At 37.5% G+C, this 24422-nt stretch carries 21 protein-coding genes, 1 pseudogene and 1 other annotated feature; of the genes and pseudogenes, 18 read left to right on the top strand and 4 right to left on the bottom strand.

The window, feature by feature from the left end; genetic code table 11:
- Positions 1–11 precede the first annotated feature (11 nt).
- Both tgt and yajC read left to right on the top strand, forming a co-directional pair.
- Positions 12–1151, top strand: a complete 1140-nt coding sequence (gene tgt, locus F0362_RS21805) for a tRNA guanosine(34) transglycosylase Tgt (protein ID WP_000125368.1) — start codon at positions 12–14, stop codon at positions 1149–1151.
- A gap of 27 nt (positions 1152–1178) precedes the next feature.
- On the top strand, positions 1179–1439 hold the full coding sequence (yajC, locus tag F0362_RS21800; protein WP_000991114.1) for a preprotein translocase subunit YajC: 261 nt from the start codon (positions 1179–1181) through the stop codon (positions 1437–1439).
- 37 nt (positions 1440–1476) lie between these two features.
- On the opposite strand, the gene F0362_RS21795 is transcribed toward yajC, so the two are convergent.
- Positions 1477–1860: a TIGR04086 family membrane protein gene (locus tag F0362_RS21795; RefSeq protein WP_000349137.1), complete on the bottom strand. Its 384-nt coding sequence runs from the start codon at positions 1858–1860 to the stop codon at positions 1477–1479.
- A 103-nt stretch (positions 1861–1963) separates the two neighbouring features.
- Here F0362_RS21795 and F0362_RS21790 point away from each other — a divergent pair, with 103 nt between their 5' ends.
- The gene (locus F0362_RS21790) at positions 1964–2620 is read left to right on the top strand and encodes a DUF421 domain-containing protein (protein WP_000455378.1); all 657 of its coding nucleotides are present in this window, start codon (positions 1964–1966) and stop codon (positions 2618–2620) included.
- Positions 2621–2676: 56 nt separating this feature from the next.
- On the opposite strand, the gene spoVB is transcribed toward F0362_RS21790, so the two are convergent.
- Positions 2677–4236 carry a stage V sporulation protein B gene (gene spoVB / locus F0362_RS21785; RefSeq protein WP_000198279.1) on the bottom strand — a complete coding sequence of 520 codons (1560 nt, stop codon included), beginning with the start codon at positions 4234–4236 and terminating at the stop codon, positions 2677–2679.
- A gap of 185 nt (positions 4237–4421) precedes the next feature.
- Here spoVB and F0362_RS21780 point away from each other — a divergent pair, with 185 nt between their 5' ends.
- From F0362_RS21780 to F0362_RS21720, 13 genes and pseudogenes are all read left to right on the top strand, one after another.
- Positions 4422–4706, top strand: coding sequence for a post-transcriptional regulator (locus F0362_RS21780; protein ID WP_000890217.1), 285 nt, complete (start codon positions 4422–4424; stop codon positions 4704–4706).
- Between the two features lie 282 nt (positions 4707–4988).
- Positions 4989–7253 carry a protein translocase subunit SecDF gene (gene secDF, locus F0362_RS21775; RefSeq protein WP_001119095.1) on the top strand — a complete coding sequence of 755 codons (2265 nt, stop codon included), beginning with the start codon at positions 4989–4991 and terminating at the stop codon, positions 7251–7253.
- A 164-nt stretch (positions 7254–7417) separates the two neighbouring features.
- Positions 7418–8311 carry a cation diffusion facilitator family transporter gene (locus tag F0362_RS21770; RefSeq protein WP_000409731.1) on the top strand — a complete coding sequence of 298 codons (894 nt, stop codon included), beginning with the start codon at positions 7418–7420 and terminating at the stop codon, positions 8309–8311.
- A 101-nt stretch (positions 8312–8412) separates the two neighbouring features.
- Positions 8413–10734 (top strand): single-stranded-DNA-specific exonuclease RecJ, encoded by a 2322-nt coding sequence (recJ, locus tag F0362_RS21765; RefSeq protein WP_000941246.1) that lies wholly within the window; start codon positions 8413–8415, stop codon positions 10732–10734.
- A 65-nt stretch (positions 10735–10799) separates the two neighbouring features.
- Positions 10800–11312 carry an adenine phosphoribosyltransferase gene (locus F0362_RS21760; protein WP_000346217.1) on the top strand — a complete coding sequence of 171 codons (513 nt, stop codon included), beginning with the start codon at positions 10800–10802 and terminating at the stop codon, positions 11310–11312.
- Between the two features lie 210 nt (positions 11313–11522).
- A complete protein-coding gene (gene relA / locus F0362_RS21755) occupies positions 11523–13706 on the top strand; it encodes a GTP diphosphokinase (protein ID WP_001262805.1) in 2184 nt (727 codons plus the stop codon).
- Positions 13707–13723: 17 nt separating this feature from the next.
- Complete coding sequence (locus F0362_RS21750; protein WP_001266954.1) at positions 13724–14164, top strand: D-tyrosyl-tRNA(Tyr) deacylase; 441 nt, start codon at positions 13724–13726, stop codon at positions 14162–14164.
- Between the two features lie 265 nt (positions 14165–14429).
- Positions 14430–14762 (top strand): annotated as a pseudogene (locus tag F0362_RS21740) (YrdB family protein).
- A 79-nt stretch (positions 14763–14841) separates the two neighbouring features.
- Positions 14842–15033, top strand: coding sequence for a hypothetical protein (locus F0362_RS21735; RefSeq protein ID WP_001104578.1), 192 nt, complete (start codon positions 14842–14844; stop codon positions 15031–15033).
- An 85-nt stretch (positions 15034–15118) separates the two neighbouring features.
- On the top strand, positions 15119–15295 hold the full coding sequence (locus F0362_RS30615) for a hypothetical protein (RefSeq protein WP_001242605.1): 177 nt from the start codon (positions 15119–15121) through the stop codon (positions 15293–15295).
- 54 nt (positions 15296–15349) lie between these two features.
- Positions 15350–15580: a binding site (T-box leader), on the top strand.
- 69 nt (positions 15581–15649) lie between these two features.
- Positions 15650–16921: a histidine--tRNA ligase gene (gene hisS / locus F0362_RS21730; protein WP_033657340.1), complete on the top strand. Its 1272-nt coding sequence runs from the start codon at positions 15650–15652 to the stop codon at positions 16919–16921.
- Positions 16922–16933: 12 nt separating this feature from the next.
- Positions 16934–18709 (top strand): aspartate--tRNA ligase, encoded by a 1776-nt coding sequence (aspS, locus tag F0362_RS21725; protein WP_000840918.1) that lies wholly within the window; start codon positions 16934–16936, stop codon positions 18707–18709.
- A 500-nt stretch (positions 18710–19209) separates the two neighbouring features.
- Complete coding sequence (locus F0362_RS21720; protein WP_000903173.1) at positions 19210–19977, top strand: tRNA threonylcarbamoyladenosine dehydratase; 768 nt, start codon at positions 19210–19212, stop codon at positions 19975–19977.
- A 480-nt stretch (positions 19978–20457) separates the two neighbouring features.
- Here F0362_RS21720 and F0362_RS21705 read toward each other — a convergent pair whose 3' ends face one another.
- Both F0362_RS21705 and F0362_RS21700 read right to left on the bottom strand, forming a co-directional pair.
- On the bottom strand, positions 20458–21099 hold the full coding sequence (locus F0362_RS21705) for an RsfA family transcriptional regulator (RefSeq protein WP_000857727.1): 642 nt from the start codon (positions 21097–21099) through the stop codon (positions 20458–20460).
- 37 nt (positions 21100–21136) lie between these two features.
- Positions 21137–22423 carry a replication-associated recombination protein A gene (locus F0362_RS21700; protein ID WP_149889953.1) on the bottom strand — a complete coding sequence of 429 codons (1287 nt, stop codon included), beginning with the start codon at positions 22421–22423 and terminating at the stop codon, positions 21137–21139.
- 396 nt (positions 22424–22819) lie between these two features.
- On the opposite strand from F0362_RS21700, the gene F0362_RS21695 reads away from it, so the two are divergent.
- Complete coding sequence (locus tag F0362_RS21695) at positions 22820–23236, top strand: cysteine metabolism transcriptional regulator CymR (RefSeq protein ID WP_000704116.1); 417 nt, start codon at positions 22820–22822, stop codon at positions 23234–23236.
- Positions 23237–23271: 35 nt separating this feature from the next.
- Positions 23272–24417 carry a cysteine desulfurase family protein gene (locus tag F0362_RS21690; protein ID WP_000439899.1) on the top strand — a complete coding sequence of 382 codons (1146 nt, stop codon included), beginning with the start codon at positions 23272–23274 and terminating at the stop codon, positions 24415–24417.
- Positions 24418–24422: the final 5 nt, after the last annotated feature.

The following is a 24422-nucleotide window of genomic DNA, read 5'->3' as shown; positions in this document are numbered from 1 at the left end:
AGGAGTAAATTATGACAGCAATTCGTTATGAATTTATTAAAACTTGTAAACAAACGGGTGCACGTTTAGGTCGTGTACACACGCCGCACGGTTCATTTGATACACCAACATTCATGCCAGTTGGTACACTTGCAACAGTTAAGACAATGTCACCAGAAGAATTAAAAGCAATGGATTCTGGCATTATTTTAAGTAATACGTATCATTTATGGCTACGTCCAGGTCACGAAATTGTTCGTGAAGCAGGTGGTTTGCATAAATTTATGAACTGGGACCGTGCAATCTTAACGGATTCTGGTGGTTTCCAAGTATTCAGTTTAAGTGACTTCCGCCGTATTGAAGAGGAAGGCGTTCACTTCCGTAACCACTTAAATGGAGATAAATTATTCTTATCACCAGAAAAAGCGATGGAAATCCAAAATGCATTAGGTTCAGATATTATGATGGCATTTGATGAGTGTCCACCGTTCCCAGCTACTTTTGAATATATGAAGAAATCTGTAGAACGTACAAGCCGCTGGGCAGAACGTTGCTTAAAAGCGCATGAACGTCCACAAGATCAAGGTTTATTCGGTATCGTACAGGGCGGAGAGTTTGAAGAGCTTCGTCGCCAAAGTGCAAAAGACCTTGTTTCAATGGACTTCCCTGGTTATGCTATAGGTGGTTTATCTGTTGGTGAACCGAAGGATATTATGAATCGTGTGCTTGAGTTTACAACACCACTTCTTCCAGATGATAAGCCACGTTACTTAATGGGAGTAGGTTCTCCTGACTCGTTAATTGATGGGGCAATTCGCGGCGTTGATATGTTTGACTGCGTACTTCCAACTCGTATCGCTCGAAATGGTACATGTATGACAAGTGAAGGCCGTCTAGTTGTAAAAAATGCGAAATTCGCAAGAGACTTCGGTCCGCTTGATCCTAATTGTGATTGCTACACATGTAAAAATTACTCTCGTGCGTACATTCGTCACTTGATGAAATGTGATGAAACGTTCGGAATTCGTTTAACGTCTTATCACAACCTTCATTTTCTGTTAAACTTAATGGAGCAGGTGAGACAAGCTATTCGTGAAGACCGTCTTGGTGATTTCCGCGAAGAGTTCTTTGAACAGTATGGCTTTAATAAACCGAATGCTAAAAACTTCTAATACATAATTTAAAAGGAGGAACAAAAGATGAATGCAGGTATGATGAATATCGTTATGATCGTTGCGATGTTTGCGATTTTCTATTTCTTATTAATTCGCCCGCAACAAAAGCGTCAAAAAGCAGTTGCTCAAATGCAAAACGAATTAGCAAAAGGTGATGCTATCATAACAATTGGTGGCTTACACGGTACAATCGAATCAGTAGATGAAACGAAAATCGTTGTTAAATCTGGTGGTGCACACTTAACTTTCGATCGCAATGCGATTCGTGAAGTTGTGAAAAACTAATGAGGAAGGCCCTGCATGAAATGTGCAGGGCCTTTTTTTAATTATTTTGCTTTGACATATTTACACCGAAAATACCACCGAGTGTACTCGCGCCCATTAATGCCAATTGGTAAAGTAACTGTGAGTTCGATAAAGTTTGAGAGAAGCCTAAATAGTTAACTAGAAAAACGAGTATGGCGAATGTGAGTCCTGTTGTAAAACCAACTAGCCAACCTTTCCCTTGTGCTTTTTTACCAGCAATAAACCCAGACATAAGCATAGATAAAAGAGCTAGTATCAAAATAGTGACGGTTAATGTACTTTCATTCATGTTCGTAAACTTTAATAATAGAGCCATAACCATGCTAGTAATAGATGCGAGAATTAGTAGGGTAATAATACCGAAACCAATTGCAGTTGATAATTTTTTCGTTCCATCCATTTATGCATTCCCCCTTTTTAATACAAGCATATTTCTCTTTTGCTTAAGTTAGACTATTTTCTTTTCTATAGGGGAATCTATAAGTAAAAAAGGAGATGTAGAAATGGAATGGGTATCGATAATTGGCCGGACGATGCTTTTGTATATTATTATCTTAATTATTTTCCGTCTTATGGGTAAACGTGAAATTGGAGAGCTAAGTGTATTAGATTTAGTCGTATTCATTATGCTTGGTGAAATGGCTGTAGTAGCGATTGAAAATACAGATAAATCACTTTGGCATCAATTAGTTCCGATGACTTTCCTTATGTGCATACAAATCATTTTGTCGGTTATTTCTTTGAAGTTTCAACGATTTCGGCATTTAATAGAAGGGGAGCCTGCTATTCTTATAAATGCGGGAAAAATTGATGAAAAAAAGATGAGAAAACAGCGCTATAACATAGATGATTTAATGATGCAATTAAGGGAGCAAGGGGTCGGAGACGTGCGGGATGTGGAATACGCTATTTTGGAACCATCAGGGAAGTTATCCGTTTTTCAAAAACAAAAAAGTAAAAAGAGTAAAAATGATACGCCTATTTTTACTCTGCCATTAATTATTGATGGAGAAATTCAATCTAATCATTTGCAAATGATTGAACATACAGACGAATGGCTCATTGAAAAACTAAAAAACTTAGGTTATAACGATATAACACAAATTTTATACTGTAGTTTTCAAAATGGACAATTTTTTGTTGATTTGAAAGAAAACTAAAAGCTTACCATTTTAAATAGTAAGCCCGGAAAAGTCTCGCTAATGAAAGTTTTACTTTATTTCAAAAATGAAAGTTTACGAATGATAGGGAGGCGACTTAACTCCTCTTTTCGAATTAGTTTAAAGATGAAGAGGAGAACGACATAAACCATTGTTGTTAAAGTGATTTCCCATAATGTTTGTATACCAAGAGAATGAGAGAAAATAATATACTTATGAAGGTAAAAACCGAAGGCACCTGCGATACCGATGGCAAGTCCGCCGAAAATATAGTCTTTTGCGTAAATGGTAAATGTAATCTTTTTTAAAACGGTAGCGTAGTGAAGGAATGTTACTGTTACTATATTTGCTGCAATAGCGAGAGCAACTCCCATCATTTGAAATTCTGGCTTTGAAGCTAGTACAAAAATAACGATTAATTTCACGATGGCGCCAATAAATGTGTTCATCATAGCAGCGCGTGCTAAATTTAAAGCTTGCAATACAGATGTAAGTGGACTTTGAAAATAATGAAATAAAAAGCAAGGTGCAAGTAGCTGAATGAATGCTGTTGCGCTGTCTGATCCGTACATAAGAGTTAAAACAGGGGAAGCGAATACGTATAATATAACGACAGACCACCCACCAGTAATTAATGAAATTCGAAGTGCTTGTTGTAAACGGTGCTCCACTAATTTATGTTGCCTTTTTGCCATTGCTTCACTAATTGAAGGAACGAGCGCTGTAGAAAGAGCGTATGTAATGAAGGCGGGTAGTGATAGGAGCGGGAATGCATAACCGTTTAATATACCGTATTGCTGGGTTGCGACAGAAGCGGCAACTCCGGCAATCGCTAAACTTTGCATAACGACGATAGGTTCAAAAAAATAAGAAACAGAACCGATTAAACGACTTCCTGTAGTTGGAAGGGCGATATCCATAAGAGAATAAAATGTACCTTTGCTCTCCTTTACGGTAGTGAAAAATCTAGAGCGTATAGATAAGTGTTTTTCACGTTGGAATAAAGTGAGTAAGAATAATAAGGATGCAACTTCGCCGAGAACGGCTGATAACATAGCGCCGGCTGCAGCATATTCTACGCCATAAGGTAAAAATATTCGAATACATACAGCGATAATTGTAATGCGGACAACTTGTTCGATCACTTGAGCATAAGCGCTAGGTTTCATATTTTGTTTCCCTTGGAAATAACCGCGTAAAACAGAAGAAACAGCAATAACAGGAACGACAGGTAAAATGGCCATTAATGGATAGTACGTTCTTTCATCGGTTAATAATGTTTTCGCTAAAATAGGTGTGAGGAGCATAATGCCCATTGTTAAAATGATGCTAATAAAGGAAGTGACAGCTAGTGATACGGTTAATATTTTTTTTATTTTTTGTTTATCGTTCACCGCTTCCGCTTCTGCTACAAATTTTGCGATTGCGACAGGAAGACCGATTTGTGTTAATGTAATTGCTAAAATGAATGTAGGAACGGCCATCATATAAAGGCCAACGCCTTCTTCTCCTAGTATACGTGCCATTACAATCCGGTTAATAAATCCAAGAATTTTGGTAATAAAGCCGGCAATCATTAAAATAAATGCGCCTTTTAAAAAGCTTTGTCTCGTCATGGTCTTCTCCTACCTTCTCAAAATCAGTGGAATGATTTACAATAATTTATATGCACGTACGAGACAAGAATGACAAGCATTTAAGAGAGTGAAGTATGATAGTGCTCTTGAAAGTAGTTATTGCTGTCCATTAGAGCGGGAATAAAAGCGACTTTTCGTGCTGAAATTATAAGGAGATGTTACGTATGTTAGAAAAAGAAGATTTGGTAGAATCATACCGCGGACAGTTACAAGTCGTTTTAGTTAGTAAAGTAGAGGAGTTTCAAATGTTCGGTTATGACAGAGTGACAGATGATGACATTTGGAAGTTTCTTAAAGTGAAAAAGTGGAAAAAGATAGACAGTAATGTTAGGTTGTATGAATTAGTGAACGATGTATTAAGAATAACACCTAATGAATATATGACATATTTAACTGTTGAAGCATACCAAGCGCCACTTTGGTCATTTGATGAGTATGAAAATAAATAACTGACTGCAATTGGTTTGTTCTTCCTTTTGCAGTATAATGATAGGTATTGATAAAGAGGAAATAACGATGTCTAAGATTATATGTAAAGGAGGTAGTGAAGAAGAAAAATAAATAATGAAAGTGTAGGTATTGCGTAAGGTTTACCGACACAGCTAGTGATGAACTAGCAAAAAACAAATGTATTTTATAGAAAGGAAGTCTACTAACTAGGTGTATGCACACGTATAGCAGTGAATCGTAAGAGATTTATTGAAAGTGTTAGTAGCAGAAAGAGGGTACATATGGCAAAGCGTGGTACGAGAATTGCCGCCTTTTTCCTCATCGTTTTATTAATCGGTGGCGTAATTGGTGCGGCAGGAAAAGACATAGCAAAAGGAATTAGTCTAGGACTAGACCTTCGCGGTGGTTTTGAAGTTCTGTATGAAGTAAAACCAGCCAAAAAAGGCGATAAAATTGACCGAGAGGCACTTGTAAGTACAGTAGGTGCTCTTGAAAATCGTGTCAATGTTCTCGGTGTAAGTGAGCCGAACATCCAAATTGAAGGAGAAAATCGAATTCGTGTACAGCTTGCTGGTGTACAAGATCAGCAAAAAGCACGTGAAATGTTATCAACACAAGCGAAATTAACATTCCGTGATGTGGATGACAATCTTCTTATGGATGGTACGGATTTAAAAGGCGGCGGAGCGAAGCAAACATTTGATGAGCAAGGCCGTGCGAGCGTAGGTCTTACATTAAAAAGCGCTGAAAAATTCCGTGCAGTAACTGAAAAAATTTCAAAGATGCCACCACCAACGAATTTAATGGTAATATGGCTTGATTTTGAAGAAGGAAAAGATTCGTATAAAGCAGAATCTGCAAAACCGAATCCGAAGTTTTTATCAGCAGCAACAGTAAGCCAAGTGTTTAACCAAGCTGAAGTATCTATCGTAGGTGGAAACTTTACAGTTGAAAGTGCGAAAGAACTTTCATCTTTATTAAATGCAGGTGCACTTCCTGTTGATTTAAAAGAAATGTATTCAACATCTGTTGGAGCGAAATTTGGTCAACAAGCATTAGAGCAAACGATTTTCGCTAGTGCAATCGGTATTGCTATTATCTTCTTATTTATGCTTGTATTCTACCGTTTACCAGGGCTTGTAGCGGTTATTATGTTAGGTTTATACATTTTCGTTACATTACTTGTCTTTAACTGGATGCATGCGGTTCTTACGTTGCCAGGTATTGCGGCATTAGTGCTCGGGGTAGGTATCGCAGTTGATGCGAATATCATTACGTACGAGAGGTTAAAGGAAGAGCTGAAAATTGGTAAGTCAATGATGTCAGCATTTCGTGCTGGTAACCATCGTTCATTAGCGACAATTTTAGATGCGAACATTACAACAATTGCAGCAGCCGGTGTATTATTTGCTTACGGTAATAGTTCTGTAAAAGGTTTCGCAACAAGTTTAATTGTTAGTATTTTAGTCGGTTTCATTACGAACGTATTCGGTACTCGTTTCTTACTAAGTTTACTTGTAAAGAGCCGTTACTTCGATAAAAAACCATCTTATTTTGGTGTTAAGGAAAAGGATATTATTCCATTAACAAAAGGTGTAGTACATCCGCCAACGAGATTTGATCGTATTAACTTCGTAAATATCGGTCATAAATTCTTCTTATTCTCAATTGTAGTCGTAATTGCTGGGGCAATTATATTACCGATTTTCAAAATGAATCTTGGTATTGACTTTGCAAGTGGTACACGTATCGACTTGCAATCAAAACAAGCAGTTACTGTTGCTGATGTTCATAAAGATTTTAAAGAATTGAAAATCGATGTGAAGGAAGAAAATATTGTACCGACTGGAGATGACAATAAAGGTTTCGCAGTTCGTACATTAGGTGTTCTATCAAAAGATGAAATTGCGAAAACGAAAACATTCTTCCACGATAAATACGGTACAGATCCGAATGTAAGTACAGTTTCACCGACAATCGGTAAAGAGATTGCACGAAATGCATTTATTGCAGTATTGATTGCTTCTGCAGTAATCGTTTTATACGTAAGTATTCGTTTCCGTCTTACGTACGCAGTATCTGCAGTAATCGCATTATTACATGATGCCTTCGTTATGATTGTTGTATTTAGTCTTTTCCGAATAGAGGTAGACTTAACGTTTATCGCTGCGGTATTAACCATTATTGGTTACTCTATCAATGACTCAATCGTTACGTTTGATAGAAACCGTGAATTATACAAACAGAAAAAACGAGTTCGTGATTTAAAAGATTTAGAAGAAATCGTAAACTCAAGTATTCGTCAAACAATTGGTCGTTCAATTAATACTGTTTTAACAGTGTTGTTCCCAGTAATTGCACTACTTATTTTCGGTAGTGAATCACTGCGTAACTTCTCGCTTGCGTTATTAATTGGATTAGTTGTAGGTACGTACTCTTCTATTTTCGTTGCTTCTCAAATTTGGTTAATGCTTGAAAACCGTCGTTTGAAAAAGGGCAAAAACAAGAAGAAGGTTGAGAAAGAAGTATCTGAACCACAAGTATAAAAAGGTGATGCCTCATTAGGAGGCATCTCTTTTTTCGTTTGTGGATACAATAAGATAGCAACTTTTTACAGAAGAAAGATGGAAGAAAGTGGTGATGTTATCGTTGTTTTTGATACAATAAATCGGGATAACAAGATAGGTTAAGAAAAGAAGGGATTTTAATTATGGAAAAAGATGAACGTTTTAAACAGGCCGAGTTTGGTGCTATTGTCGGAATCGTTGGTAATATTATATTAGCGATTGTAAAGGCGGTAATTGGTTATATCGGGAACAGTAAAGCACTATTAGCGGATGCTGTGCATTCTGCATCAGATGTAATTGGTTCGCTAGCTGTACTTTTTGGATTGCGAGCAGCAAAGCAACCACCAGATGAAGATCACCCGTACGGTCATGGTAAAGCGGAATCGATTTCAGCGATTATTGTTGCAGTATTATTATTTATTGTGGGCATCGAGATAGCGATTTCGTCTATAAAAGCTTTTTCGCAAGAACTAGAACCACCGAAAGGAATTACGATTTTTGCTGTTATTCTTTCGATTGTCGTGAAAGAAGGAATGTTTCAATATAAATTCCGATTAGGGAAGAGGGTAAATAGTGATGCAATTATTGCAAATGCATATGAGCACCGTTCGGATGTATTTTCTTCAATTGCAGCTTTAATCGGTATTTGTGCAGCTATTATCGGTGGTAAGCTAGGTTTAGATTGGCTTGTATATGCGGATCCGGTTGCGGGGTTATTTGTTTCACTCCTTGTTGCAAAGATGGCGTGGAGTATTGGGGCGGAAGCGATTCATGCAACGCTTGATCATGTACTTCATGAGGAAGATGTTATTCCGCTTAGAGAAGCTGTCCTGCAAGTAAATGGTGTGAAAAAAATCGGTTCTTTATATGCGAGAGAACATGGTCACTATGTTATTGTCGATATTAAAGTTTCTGTAGATCCATACATTACTGTAGAAGAAGGACACCGTATTGGAAAACATGTGAAAGAAATGCTTATGAAACAAGATAATGTACAAAATGTGTTTGTACATATAAATCCGTATTCTCCAAATTAAATATCATTAACATTTTAGTATATAGATATTGCATCGTAGTTTGCATTATATTGTCACCCCTTAATCTGTCTTGTATAATAAACAGGTTAAGGGGTGATTTCGTGTTACAACCGAAGACGCGTTGGAAAGAAAAAGAATATAATGAAGAGCGAGTGAGTGAATTAGCAAAAAAGTTACAACTATCACCACTTGTCATTTCGTTATTCCTCGGTAGAGGATTAGATACAGAAGATAAGATTTTAGATTTTTTAAATACAGAAAATCAAGAATTTCACGATCCGTTTTTATTAGAAGGAATGGATAGAACGGTAGAACGTGTAAATAAGGCGATTCAAAATGGAGAGCAAATATTAATATTTGGTGATTATGATGCGGACGGAGTAAGTAGTACAACGGTTTTATATCTTGCTCTGCAAGAATTAGGTGCAGAGGTAGAATTTTATATTCCAAACCGTTTTACAGAAGGTTATGGACCGAACGAAGAAGCGTTTCGTTGGGCGCATAGTGCAGGGTTCTCACTTATTATTACTGTCGATACTGGTATCGCAGCGGTACATGAAGCGAAGGTAGCGAAGGAACTTGGAATAGATCTTATTATTACGGATCACCATGAGCCACCGCCAGAATTACCAGAAGCACTCGCGATTATTCATCCAAAACTAGATGGCGGTGTGTATCCGTTTCATTATTTAGCCGGTGTAGGTGTTGCGTTTAAAGTTGCACATGCACTATTAGGTCGTGTACCAGAACATTTATTAGAAATTGCAGTAATCGGTACGGTAGCCGATTTAGTATCACTTCATGGCGAAAATAGATTGCTAGTGAAGCGCGGTTTAAAACATATGCGAATGACGAAAAATATTGGTTTAAAGGCATTGTTTAAAGTTGCTAACGTTTCGCAAAGTGAAATTACAGAAGAAAGCATTGGATTCTCAATCGCACCGCGTATTAATGCAGTTGGGCGTTTAGAAGATGCTACGCCGGCTGTACACCTATTATTATCAGATGACCCAGAGGAAGCGAAAGAACTGGCTGAAGAAATTGATGAGCTGAACAAACTTCGAAAAGATATTGTAAAGCAAATTACAGAAGAGGCTATCGCTGAAGTGGAAAATAAATTCCCGCCAGAAGAAAATAAAGTGTTAGTGCTTGCAAAAGAAGGCTGGAATCCAGGTGTAATTGGAATTGTCGCTTCTAAATTAGTTGAACGTTTTTATCGTCCAACAATTGTATTAAGCATTGATCCTGTCAAAGAAACAGCAAAGGGTTCAGCACGTAGTATCGCGGGATTTGATTTGTTTGCAAACTTGTCGGATTGTAGAGAGTTATTACCGCACTTCGGAGGGCATCCGATGGCCGCAGGAATGACGCTACATATGAATGATGTAGATGAGTTACGTCGCCGCTTAAATGCGCAAGCGGATGCAATTTTAACAGAAGCGGATTTTATTCCAATCACAGCAGTTGATACATTTTGTAAAGTGGAAGATGTAACGCTTGCAGCAATTGAGGATATGCAAAAGTTAGCGCCATTTGGTGTTGGAAATCCGAAACCACGTCTTGCAGTGAAAAATGCTGAATTAGAAAGTATTCGTGCAATCGGATCAGATGGTTCACATTTGAAAATGGCACTTCGTGACGGACAGGCAACACTGGATACAATTGGATTCGGATTTGGTGCGTATGCAAAAGAAATTTCTCCAGTTGCTAAGGTATCTGTAATAGGAGAGGCATCCATTAATGAATGGAATAATTTTAAGAAGCCACAATTAATGGTACAAGATATTGCTGTAGAGGCATGGCAATTATTTGATTGGCGTAGTATGCGTAATGTGGAAGCAAATTTAGCAGAACTTCCGAAAGAAAAAATAACAATGGTGTATTTTTCTGAAGAGGTATTGAATAAGTTTTCTTTAGAAGACTATAAAGAACATCTTGTGCATGCATCAGAGGTAACTCATTTAGATGATCAATACATCGTGTTACTCGATTTGCCAAAAGGAACAGATGAATTGCGTGATTTATTTAAAGTAGGATTCCCATCTAGAATCTATACGTTATTTTATCAAGAGAACAATCATCTATTTAGTACAGTCCCAACGAGGGAACATTTTAAATGGTACTATTCTTTCTTAAACCAAAAATCACCATTTTCTTTAAGACAATATGGGGAACAACTATGTCGCCATAAAGGTTGGTCAAAAGATACAGTAAATTTCATGACACAGGTGTTTTTTGAGTTAGAATTTGTTACAATAAAAGACGGTGTCATTTTTATGGCCGAACAAAAACAAAAGCGTGATTTAATTGAATCGAACACATATCGTGAGAAAATGAACCACTTACAATTAGAAAAAGAATTGGTTTATAGCACATATCAGCAACTATATACATGGTTTGAAACGATTCGTAATCATAAATAAGTAGAACAGTTAGGGTAAAGGATTTGTATTTACAAACCTTTTATATCTGAGGAGGATTCAGAAATATGGATTTCAAGCAACATATCGCAATTGTACCGGATTATCCGAAAGAAGGTATTGTGTTTAAAGACATTACACCTTTAATGAACGACGGTAAAGCATACAAAGCAGCAACAGATGCAATCGTTGAGTATGCAAAAGAAAGAGATATCGATGTTGTAGTAGGACCAGAAGCTCGTGGTTTTATTATCGGTTGCCCAGTTTCTTATGCATTAGAAGTAGGATTTGCGCCAGTTCGTAAATTAGGAAAATTACCACGTGAAGTAATTACAGTTGACTACGGCAAAGAATATGGTACAGATGTTTTAACAATCCATAAAGATGCAATTAAACCAGGTCAACGCGTATTAATTACTGATGATCTATTAGCTACAGGTGGAACAATTGAAGCAACAATTAAGCTAGTTGAAGAACTTGGCGGAGTTGTAGCAGGGATTGCATTCTTAGTAGAGCTTACTTACTTAGATGGTCGTAAAATGTTAGATGGTTACGATGTATTAGTATTAGAAAAATACTAATCACTATATAGGTAAAACTACGGTGATAAAAAGTACCCGTGAATCTCTTGGAGAGGAGCGGGTACTTTTGTATAATTGAGCAAAAAAATAAGGTGAAATGTCAGTAAAATCTTTTCCTTTTCACAATTCACAATCATTGGGTTATAATGATAGAATATAATTTATTCTATTTAATAAATACAAAGTCAATTTTCAATAAAAGGTGATTCGATGGCAAATGAGCAAGTACTAACAGCTGAACAGGTACTCGAGAAAGCAAGTCAATATTTAGCGGTTGAAGATATTGAGCTAGTGGCACGTGCTTATGAATATGCACGCGATGCACATAGCGAACAATATAGAAAATCGGGTGAACCATATATTATTCACCCAATTCAAGTTGCAGGTATTTTAGTTGATTTACACATGGATCCAGCTACAGTATCGGCAGGTTTCTTACATGATGTAGTGGAAGATACAGAGATTACATTAGAAGATATTGAGCGAGAATTTAATAAAGAAATCGCTATGCTTGTCGATGGTGTTACAAAGCTCGGAAAGATTAAATATAAATCTCATGAGCAGCAACAAGCAGAAAACCATCGCAAAATGTTTATCGCAATGGCTCAAGATATTCGAGTTATTTTAATTAAACTAGCTGATCGTCTTCATAACATGCGTACATTGAAACATTTGCCTCAAGAGAAGCAGCGTCGCATTGCGAATGAAACGTTAGAAATCTTTGCACCTTTAGCACATAGACTCGGAATTAGTACTATTAAATGGGAGTTAGAGGATACGTCACTTCGCTATTTAAATCCGCAACAATATTATCGTATTGTAAATTTAATGAAGCGTAAACGTGCAGAGCGTGAAGAATATTTAGATGAAGTAATGACTGGTATTCGTGAGAAATTAAAAGAAGTTTCCATTCAACCTGAGATTTCTGGAAGACCAAAACATATTTACAGTATTTATCGTAAAATGGCATTGCAAAATAAACAGTTTAATGAAATTTACGATTTACTAGCTGTACGTGTCGTTGTAAATAGTATTAAAGATTGTTACGCGGTGCTTGGAATTATTCATACTTGCTGGAAGCCAATGCCAGGTCGTTTCAAAGATTATATTGCAATGCCGAAAGCAAATCTATATCAATCTCTTCATACGACGGTAATTGGACCGAAAGGTGATCCGCTAGAAGTGCAAATTCGTACGAAAGAAATGCACGAAATTGCAGAATTCGGTATCGCGGCACATTGGGCGTATAAAGAAGGAAAGACCGCAGAAACAACAGGTACATTAGAGAAGAAACTAACTTGGTTCCGTCAAATATTAGAATGGCAAAATGAAGCTTCTAATGCAGAAGAGTTTATGGAGTCATTAAAAATTGATTTATTCTCTGACATGGTATTCGTCTTCACACCGAAAGGCGATGTAATGGAATTACCACTTGGATCTGTTCCAATTGACTTTTCTTATCGTGTCCATTCAGAAATCGGGAATAAAACAATTGGTGCAAAAGTAAATGGGAAAATGGTGACCCTTGATTATAAATTAAAAACGGGTGACATCATTGAAATTTTAACATCGAAACATTCGTATGGCCCAAGCCAAGATTGGGTGAAACTTGCTCAAACATCTCATGCGAAAAATAAAATACGTCAATTCTTTAAGAAACAGCGTAGAGACGAAAATATTGAAAAAGGCCGTGAACTTGTTGAAAAAGAAGTACGTGGTCTAGAGTATGAGATGAAAGAAGTGTTAGCTCCTGACAATTTAAAACGTGTTGCCGAGAAGTTTAATTTTGCAAATGAAGAAGATATGTTTGCAGCAGTTGGATATAGCGGAATTACAGCGTCGCAAATTGTTACGCGACTAACGGACAAGTTCCGTAAGCAGCGTGAAGAAGAAGAAATTGTTGAAGTTAAAGAAGTTCGTAAACCGATGAAAATTCGAAAATGGGATTCTGGTGTAAAGGTAAGTGGTGCTGACAATTTATTAATTCGTTTGTCAAAATGCTGTAACCCAGTTCCAGGTGATGATATCGTTGGGTATATTACGAAAGGTCGGGGCGTATCGATTCACCGTCGTGATTGTGTAAATATTCATACAGAAGAAGCTGTAGAGCGCTTATTAGAAGTAGAGTGGGAAGGTAGCCCTGAAAAAGAAATTGAATACAACGTTGATATCGAAATTTCAGGCTATGATCGCCGTGGTTTATTAAATGAAGTATTGCAAGCTGTTACAGAGACGAAAACATACATTTCAGCTGTTTCTGGTAGAAGTGATCGTAATAAGATGGCAACAATTAATATGTCGATCTCGATTCGTAACTTACAACACTTGAAAAAAGTAGTAGAACGCATTAAACGTGTTCCTGAAATTTATGCAGTACGACGCATGATGCATTAATAGGGAGTGTAGAAAAGATGAGAGTTGTTTTACAACGATCAAAAGAGGCGTCTGTCACAGTAGATGGTGAGATTGTAGGACAAATTCCATTCGGTTTAACATTACTAGTTGGCATTACGCATGAAGATACTGAAAAAGATGCAACGTACATTGCGGAAAAAATCGCGAACTTACGCATCTTTGAAGATGAGAGCGGAAAGATGAACCATTCTGTACTCGATGTAGAAGGACAAGTTCTATCAATTTCGCAATTCACATTATATGGCGATTGCCGCAAGGGAAGACGTCCAAACTTTATGGATGCTGCGAAACCTGACTATGCAGAGCATTTATACGATTTCTTTAATGAAGAAGTTCGTAAACAAGGATTGCATGTAGAAACAGGGAAGTTCGGTGCAATGATGGACGTTTCTTTAATCAATGATGGTCCGGTGACCTTAATTGTAGAAAGTAAATAGTATGGCCTAAGAAGAGAGGATTATATAATCCTCTCTTTTTTATACTTTGTTGTATGTTTTGTTCATTTATCCCGCTATTTGTGGGCAGTAAGAACCCCACCTCAAAATTCAGCGGAAGCAAAGAAGTTAGGGGGCGGGCTGCCCGTAAAAGCCCGATTGGTGAGGGCTGATAATCAGTGGGGGATGAACAAAACCCCCACTGATTAAAGTTTCACTTTATCATAGGATTAATTCGAAGGGGAATAAAAGGAAAAGAAGGTGTAGCATGCTTCAAGAATTCAATATAACTTTACGTTTTATGCTAGAGTTATGTGTTCTTGGGATTGTTGGATACTGGGGATTTCGGGTAGGAACAATAACGGCTATAAAAATTACACTTGCTATTATTTTTTCGATTGTTGTTGCAGTCATTTGGGAGCTATTTGGAGCTCCGCATGCAGAATGAGAAGTACAAGGTATATTGCATGTATTGTTAGAGATTATCATGTTTGAAGCGGATGTTGCAGCGTTGTATCATTTGAAGCATCCTATGCTGGCGAGTGGATTGGTAACTATTATTGTTATAAATCGAATGCTGATGTTGATTTGGAATCAATAGCTTGGGTTATCCATTATATAGTATAATGTAAAAAATGGTAAAAACATTCGGATGTATGTGTGAAAAGGGGAGATAGTATATGAATTGGTCAATCTTTAAAGATTTGAAATTTTCATTGCGATTTAGCTTAGCTATTTTTTTACATGCATTAGGAGTTACTTTCGCAGTGCTAAGTTACAGTACTTGGGCAGTATTTGTAATAGCAGCAATGGTTGTAACAACCTTTATGATTCAAAGAGCGGATTATTTATATAAAAGTGGTATGGAATAACGTTATTCGTTTATACGTATAACTACCTCATCAATATGGAACAATAAAAAGTAAAACATCCATATTGAATGTGAGGGATATACGTATGCGTATGAATGAAAAAGGGCATTCTGTTACAAACGGTGCAAATCAACTGTTTAACGTGAATTTTCATGATTTTATTTCAAAAGAACAAAACAATACTTCGATGGAGCTTGCTTCTGAGTTTGGAATTTCTCTTCAAGATGTAAAGCGTCTTAAGAAGCAGATTGAACGCTCTTAGAACACTTGACAATCGTACTCAACAAACGTATAGTAATTTTATATTTACATATGAATATAACCGTTGATAGAGAAGAGTAAATGAGATACACATGGAAAGAGAGGAGATGTCTTAGGCTGAAAACATTTCTACATGATGACTGATTGAATGACACTCTAGAGGTTTCAACTTGAACGGCATATATGCTTAGTAGGGATGAACGCACATTTAAGCGTTATTAAAAAAGTGGAAGCATACGTGCTTCAATTAGGGTGGCACCACGGGTATAATACTCTCGTCCCTACTGTTCAAACAGTAGAGGCGGGAGTTTTTTTATTTTTATTAAGATTAAAACAATTTGAGGAGGAACTGAATATGTCTATTCAAATCCCACGCGGAACGCAAGATATTCTTCCAGGCACTGTTGAGTTATGGCAGTATATCGAAGGGCAAGCACGCGAAATTTGCCGTCGTTACAATTATAAAGAAATTCGCACACCAATTTTTGAACACACTGAGTTATTTTTACGTGGTGTTGGTGATACGACAGATATCGTACAAAAAGAAATGTATTCATTCCAAGATCGTGGTGAGCGCAGTTTAACATTACGTCCAGAAGGTACTGCACCTGTTGTACGTTCTTACGTTGAAAACAAAATGTTCGGTGACGCAACGCAACCAACAAAGTTATACTATATCGGTCAAATGTTCCGTTACGAAAGACCACAAGCAGGTCGCTATCGTCAATTCGTACAATTCGGTATTGAAGCAATCGGTAGTAACGACCCTGCAATTGATGCAGAAGTAATTGCACTTGCTGTAGAGTTTTACCGCGGCATGGGCTTAAAAAATATTAAAGTTGTATTAAACAGCTTAGGTGATGCAGCGAGCCGTCAAGCGCACCGCGATGCATTAATCGCTCATTTTGAGCCACGCATCGGCGAGTTCTGCTCTGATTGCCAATCTCGCTTAGAAAAGAATCCACTTCGTATTTTAGACTGTAAGAAGGACCGTAACCATGAATTAATGGGTACAGCACCATCTATTACAGAATACTTAAACGAAGATTCAGCAGTATACTACGATAAAGTTCAAGAACTATTAACTATGATGGATGTTCCATTTGAAAAAGATCCTAACTTAGTGCGTGGTTTAGACTACTATCAACACACTGTTTTTGAAATTATGAGTGAGGCAGAAGGTTTCGGTGCTATCACTACATTAAGCGGTGGTGGCCGTTATAATGGACTTGTACAAGAAATCGGTGGACCAGAAATGCCAGGTATCGGTTTTGCGATGAGTATTGAACGTCTAATTATGGCGCTAAAAGCTGAGAACATTGAGTTACCAATTGAACATAGTATTGATTGTTACGTTGTAGCTCTTGGTGAAAAAGCGAAAGACCATGCTGCGAAAGTTGCGTTTGATCTTCGTAAAGCTGGATTATCAGTCGAAAAAGATTATTTAGATCGCAAAATGAAAGCACAATTTAAATCAGCAGATCGTTTAAATGCGAAATTTGTAGCTGTATTAGGGGAAGATGAGCTAGATAAAGGCATCATTAACTTAAAAGATATGGCAACAGGCGGACAAGAAGAAGTAGCATTAGATGTATTTGCTTCATACGTAGCAGAGAAATTAATATAGGGGGAACTTACAGTGGCTGAAAGAACACATGCATGTGGAAAAGTAACAGTAGAAGCTGTTGGACAAACAGTTCAATTAAAAGGTTGGGTACAAAAACGTCGTGACTTAGGTGGATTAATCTTCATCGATTTACGTGACCGTACAGGTATCGTGCAAGTCGTATTTAACCCAGAAACATCAAAAGAAGCACTAGAAGTAGCAGAAACGATTCGTAGTGAATACGTATTGCACGTAGAAGGTACAGTTGTTGAACGTGGTGAAGGCGCAATTAATGACAATATGGCAACTGGTCGTATTGAAGTACAAGCAACGAGAGTAAACGTATTAAACGCAGCGAAAACAACACCAATCATTATCGCTGATGATACAGATGCATCAGAAGATGTGCGTTTAAAATATCGTTACTTAGACTTACGTCGTCCTGTAATGTTTAATACATTCAAAATGCGTCACGACGTAACGAAAACAATTCGTAACTTCCTAGATACAGAAGACTTCTTAGAAGTTGAAACTCCAATTTTAACGAAGAGCACACCAGAAGGAGCTCGTGACTATTTAGTACCAAGCCGTGTACACGACGGTGAATTCTATGCATTACCACAGTCACCACAATTATTTAAACAACTTCTTATGGTCGGCGGATTTGAGCGTTACTATCAAGTAGCACGTTGTTTCCGTGACGAAGATTTACGTGCGGATCGTCAACCAGAATTCACGCAAATCGATATCGAAGCTTCATTCTTAACGCAAGATGAAATTTTAGATATGATGGAGCGTATGATGACGAAAGTTATGAAGGATGCAAAAGGTGTAGAAGTTAGTGCACCATTCCCTCGTATGAAATATGCTGATGCAATGGCTCGCTACGGTTCTGATAAGCCAGATACACGCTTTGAAATGGAACTAACAGACCTATCTGAATTTGCAGCAGATTGTGGATTTAAAGTATTTACAAGTGCTGTAGAAAGCGGCGGACAAGTAAAAGCAATTAATGCAAAAGGTGCCGCAAGCAAATACTCTCGTAAAGACATTGATGCATTAACTGAATTCGTAAAAGTATACGGTGCAAAAGGTCTAGCTTGGCTTAAAGTGGAAGAAGACGGCTTAAAAGGACCGATTGCGAAATTCTTCGGCGAAGAAGATGCAAAAGCGTTAATGAGTACATTAGAAGCTACTGCTGGCGATTTATTACTATTCGTAGCAGATAAGAAAAGCGTTGTTGCAGATAGCTTAGGTGCACTTCGTTTACGTTTAGGTAAAGAGCTTGAGTTAATAGATGAAAGTAAATTTAACTTCCTATGGGTAACTGATTGGCCACTTCTTGAGTACGATGAAGATGCAGATCGTTACTTCGCAGCTCACCACCCATTCACAATGCCATTCCGTGAAGACGTTGAGCTATTAGAAACAGCACCAGAAAAAGCACGTGCACAAGCATATGACCTTGTATTAAACGGTTATGAGCTTGGTGGCGGATCACTTCGTATTTACGAGCGTGACGTACAAGAAAAAATGTTTAAAGCGCTTGGATTCTCACAAGAAGAAGCGCAAGAACAATTCGGATTCTTATTAGAAGCATTCGAATACGGTACACCACCACACGGCGGAATTGCATTAGGTTTAGACCGTCTTGTTATGTTACTTGCAGGTCGTACGAACCTTCGTGATACAATTGCATTCCCGAAAACAGCAAGCGCAAGTTGCTTATTAACAGAAGCTCCAAGCCCAGTTGCAGAAGCTCAGCTTGAAGAACTGAACTTAAAATTAAGCTTGAAAGAAGAGAAGTAAGAATAGGGTCTAGATGGTTATACTATAGCCGTCTAGACTTTTTTTGAGAGGAAGTTTAAAAAGTCCGGTTTAGATAACTGTCGCATTTCGTCGTTGCTTCGCCAGTTCGGTGCTCGAGTAGTAAAGCTACACTGCGCTCCTCCTAGCATACGTGCCTCGATCTGCTCGGTTCTCTAAATCCTCCTTTTTAAACGTATATTGAGAGGAAGTTTAAAAAAGTTCGGTTCAGATGGCAGTCGCATTTCGTCGTTGCTTCGCCAGTCCGGTGCTCGAGTAGTAAAGCTACACTGCGCTCTTCCTAGCATACGTGCCTCGATCTGCTCGGCCCTCTGAATCCTCCTTTTAAAACGTGTATGTAGGAAGAAATAAAAGTCCGGTTTATATTATGTTTTTGTTTGAAATATGTATTTTTAGGAATTCTATAACTTTTTCTATACAAATAGTCGGAAAAACGCTAGAATACATGGTAGACCATTTTTGTAATAGGAGTGTAGAGCTGAATGTTACATCAATTTTCACGTAATGAATTAGCCTTCGGTAAAGAAGGACTTGAAATATTAAAAAATAGTACAATCGGTATTTTAGGAATTGGCGGCGTAGGATCATTTTCAGCTGAAGCGTTAGCGCGTTCTGGTGTAGGACGTCTCGTATTAGTTGATAAAGACGTTGTAGATATTACAAACGTAAACCGTCAAATTCACGCTTTAGTATCTACTGTAGGGCGTTCAAAAGTAGAATTAATGAAAGAGCGTATTGCAGACATTAATCCGGAATGTGAAGTAATTGGATTAGAAATGTTTTATACAGATGAAACATATGAAGAGTTCTTTAAACACGGTTTAGATTTCGTAGTGGATGCATCTGATACGATTACGTTCAAAATCCATTTAATTAAACAATGTTTACGTCGTAAAATTAAAATTATCTCATGTATGGGTGCAGCAAATAAAATGGACCCAACTCGTTTCCGTATTGCGGACATTTCTAAAACACATACAGATCCGATTGCGAAAGTAATTCGTACGAAGCTTCGTAAAGAGGGTATTAAAAAAGGTGTAAAAGTTGTCTTCTCTGACGAAAACCCAATCGTAATTCGTGAAGAAGTACGTAAAGAAATCGTACCAGACGAAAATGCAAAAATTCGTAAGGCGAAATTACCACCTTCTTCAAATGCATTCGTACCATCTGTGGCAGGCTTAATTATGGCAAGTCACGTTGTACGTGAGCGTATTAAAAACGTAGAAGTGAAGCGTGTAGGGCAAGAATAAAAGGAAAGCATATATCCATTTCGGATATATGCTTTTTCTATGTTTTAAAGAATTATTGATATTTGCAATATTAATAATTCAAATGTAAGTAAGGTTAGTAAGTAATGATGATATTTATCTGATTTATAGGCGGATGTATTTTTTAGACTGTTAATGGTGAAAAGAGCTAAAGTCAGGACGAGAAGGCCAAGAGTTATAATGACATTACAGTAAAAATTATCCAATATATTTTGGGAGTTTCCTTGTATGACAGGGAGAAATATTATTGTCAATTTTTGTCGTTAAATCGATATTCTTTTTCGAATCGTTGATATATTGCAAGTTGTGATAGATATATTTGAAAAATCGTTGATATATTGCAAGTTACGATAGATATATTCGAAAAATCGTTGATATAATTTCATTTACCGATATATCTATATACGGTTCACCGAAAACAAACAAGGATGTCACTTAATCAAAAAAGTGACATCCCTGTTTTTAATTCTCTGCAGAATAAATAATATCTAAATTCCCGTTTTGATCGGTTTTGAAAATGGGAGCAATCTGTTCTTCTTGTTCTTCAACTGAAACAAGTTTTCGAGCACGATCCATAATTCTAACAAGCATTGCATAATCTTCTTCGATTGCTTGTTGTTTTTTTGTGAGTACCGCTAATTTTGCTTCAAGTTCATGATTCGTTTTTTGCAAGGAAGTAAGCTGATCTTGTAATACCTCATTTTCAGTTTGCAACTTTGCGGTTGAAGGGTTATTATGTTCCATGTTTTGCAAAAATGAGATGACATTTTGCATTGTAAGTTCCTGTTGACTTGGCGTGATATTTTCTGAAAACTCGGCATCGATTACGAGCTGCCGAGTTTGTGTAAACTGCTCTTTTTCTATTTTAGCTTCAGAACGTTTTAATTCTTTACGTTGTTTTTTTGCAATCTGTACCGCATCTTCGTAATTCGCTCGTACTTCAGCATTCCATCTAAAACCGCAAGCTGCTGAAGTGCGGTTCAAAGCATCGCCAACTTCATCGAATGCTTTGATTTGTGTACTGCCGCTACGAATATGTCGTAAAACAGTTTCTGCTAAAAGGAGATCGTCTTCTCTTGTCCATGCATCTTGACGTGTTTTCATAAGCGAAGCCTCCGTAATGGTGACGTTTTCGTTTATGTTACCCTTTATTTTTCGTTTTATTCGAACTTTGTAATCTTTCATAAACAGTAGAAAGTGCTTGCTCAAATTTCCCTGTTGTTTTCGGTTTATAATATTGCTTGTTTTTTATTTTATCAGGTAAGTATTGTTGGTGTACCCAGCCATTTGGATGGTCATGTGGATATAAGTATCCAATGCCTCGACCTAACGATTCAGCGCCTTTATAGTGACTGTCTTTTAAATGACCTGGAATGTCACCTGTTTGACCGTTACGTAAATCGTGCAATGCAGCATCAAGTGCTTTATAAGCTGAATTTGATTTTGGTGATAAGCATAGCTCGATAACGGCATTTGCAAGTGGTATGCGTGCCTCTGGGAATCCAACTCGTTCAGCTGACTCGATCGCTGCAAGTGTGCGCGGTCCAGCTTGCGGGCTAGCAAGTCCGATATCTTCATATGCCATAATAAGAAGGCGTCTACCGATACTTTGTAAATCACCTGCTTCAATAAGGCGTGCTAAATAATGAAGTGCTGCATTTACATCACTTCCGCGCACTGATTTTTGAAATGCCGATAATACGTCATAATGAGCATCTCCACCTTTGTCATGAACGAAACTCTTTTTTTGTAAGCATTCTTCTGCGATTTCTAGCGTGATTTCCGTAGCTTTGTCGTCAGTTGTAAAGCTAGATAAAACAGCTAATTCAAGTGCATTATAAGCTGAACGCATATCTCCGCCTGATGCATTTGCAAAGTGATGTAATGCTCCATCCGTAACAGTTACATCATATTCCCCAAGCCCTTTTTCTTTATCTTCAAGAGCTCGTTTTAAACCAATTAAAATATCATCTTCTGTTAGTGCGTGTAACTCGAAGATTTGACATCTGCTTCGGATAGCAGAGTTTATCGCATGGAATGGATTACTCGTCGTTGCACCGATTAAAGTAAGGAGTCCACTTTCTAAATGAGGTAATAGAAAGTCTTGTTTCGCCTTATCTAACCTGTGAACTTCATCTAAAATTAAAACGAGGTGTTGATGCATCTTCGCTTCTTGTACGACAACTTCCATATCTTTTTTATTGTGAGTAACAGCATTTAATAGGCGAAACGGTGTTCCAGTACTTCCCGCAATTGCGCTAGCTATTGATGTTTTTCCTGTACCTGGAGGACCGTATAAAATCATAGATTGAAAATGATTTGCTTGGACCATTCGCCGTAAAATCTTTCCTTCACCAACTAAATGCTGTTGTCCAATAATTTCTTGAATATTTGTAGGGCGCATTCGATGTGCGAGTGGTTGTTTCATTTTTACCGTCTCCCTTACTATATAATCTCATTTTATCGTATCATTTTTTTTAGTGGAATTTGAAATAGGATGCTGTTTTATGGGAAAGATGAATATGAATATTTTCATTTTTCTTTCAATTTTAATAATTTCCGAGTTTTTCAATGTGATTTTATGTTATCATTTTGATACACAAGTTGAAATTTCTTATAATACTATATTATGCTATAATTTCATAGGATTTTAAATTGTGTTCTTTTATAAAGTGAAACTTTAATCAGTGGGGGTTTTGTTTATCCCCTACCTAACTTCTTTGCTCCAGCCGGATTTTGAGGTGGGAGTTTTACTGCCCGCAAATAGCGGGATAAATAAGATATAACCAATAGAAGTGAAAATTTGAAAAGAGGTGCAAAATAGATGAAGATTTCAACAAAAGGCCGCTACGGCTTAACAATTATGATCGATCTTGCAAAAAAGTTTGGTGAAGGTCCGATTTCATTAAAATCAATCGCACAGGCACATGACTTATCGGAACATTACTTAGAACAATTAATTTCACCACTTCGTAACGCTCGTCTTGTAAAGAGTACGCGTGGTGCATATGGCGGATATGTATTATCTGATCAACCGGCTAACATTACAGCTGGGGATGTAATCCGTGTACTAGAGGGTCCAATTAGTGTTGTAGAAATGATAGAAGAAGAAGAACCAGCACAGCGCCAATTATGGATGCGTGTTCGAGATGCGGTGCAAGAAGTGTTAGATAGTACAACTTTAGAAGATTTAGTGCGTTATGAGGAAGAAAATCACGGGGGCTATATGTTTTACATTTAATTCCTTGTGAAACGATTTGGAAAGAAGGAGATTTAATGGAACGCATTTACTTAGATCATGCTGCGACATCTCCGACTCACCCAGAAGTGGTCGAAAAGATGATTCCATATATGACAGAAACATTCGGAAACCCGTCTAGTATTCACTTTTATGGACGTCAAGCGCGCCATGCAGTAGATGAGGCGAGACGCGTGTGTGCAAAAAGCATCCATGCGAACCCGAATGAAATTATATTCACGAGCGGTGGTACAGAAGCTGATAATTTAGCGCTTATAGGTGTAGCACGCGCAAACCGTCATAAAGGTAACCACATTATAACGACGGAAATTGAACATCATGCGATTTTGCATACGTGTGAATTGCTTGAGCGTGAAGGGTTTGAAGTGACATATTTACCTGTCGATGAAACGGGGCGTGTTCAACTTTCTGACATACAAAAGGCATTAACAGAAGAGACAATTCTTGTATCTATTATGTTTGGGAATAATGAAGTAGGGACGATGCAATCGATTGCGGAAATAGGAAAACTGCTAAAAGAGCATCAAGCTTATTTCCATACAGATGCGGTACAAGCTTATGGTTTAGTAGAAATAAATGTGAAAGAGTTTGGGATTGATTTATTATCAATTTCAGCGCACAAAATTAACGGGCCAAAAGGCGTAGGGTTCTTATACGCTAGTGCAAATTTGAAATTTGAACCGTTATTAATAGGCGGAGAGCAAGAAAGAAAACGCCGTGCTGGTACTGAAAATGTACCTAGTATTGTCGGACTTCAACATGCAATTCTTTTAGCTGAAAAAACTCGTGAGCAAAAAAATGCCCAATATGAAGAGTTTAAAGATATAATGGTATCTGTCTTCAAAAATGAAGGCATTACTTTCGAGGTAAACGGAAACTTGGAATATCGCTTACCACATGTGTTGAATATCAGTTTTACAGGAATGAACATTGAACCATTTCTTGTGAACTTAGACTTAGCTGGCATTGCAGTATCAAGTGGTTCTGCTTGTACAGCTGGTTCGATTGATCCATCACATGTATTAGTGGCGATGTTCGGAAAAGACTCCGATCAAATACGTTCATCCGTACGCTTTAGTTTCGGTCTTGGAAATACGAAAGAGCAAATTGAAAAAGCGGCGTACGAAACAGTGAAAATCGTGAAGCGATTAACACAAAATTAGCATGG

The sequence above is a fragment of the Bacillus sp. BS98 genome, assembly GCF_008432245.1.
In the GTDB taxonomy this organism is placed as follows: Bacteria; Bacillota; Bacilli; order Bacillales; family Bacillaceae_G; genus Bacillus_A; species Bacillus_A toyonensis.
The sequence above is the reverse complement of the archived record's forward strand: the minus strand, read 5'-3'. Positions and strand labels throughout refer to the sequence as shown.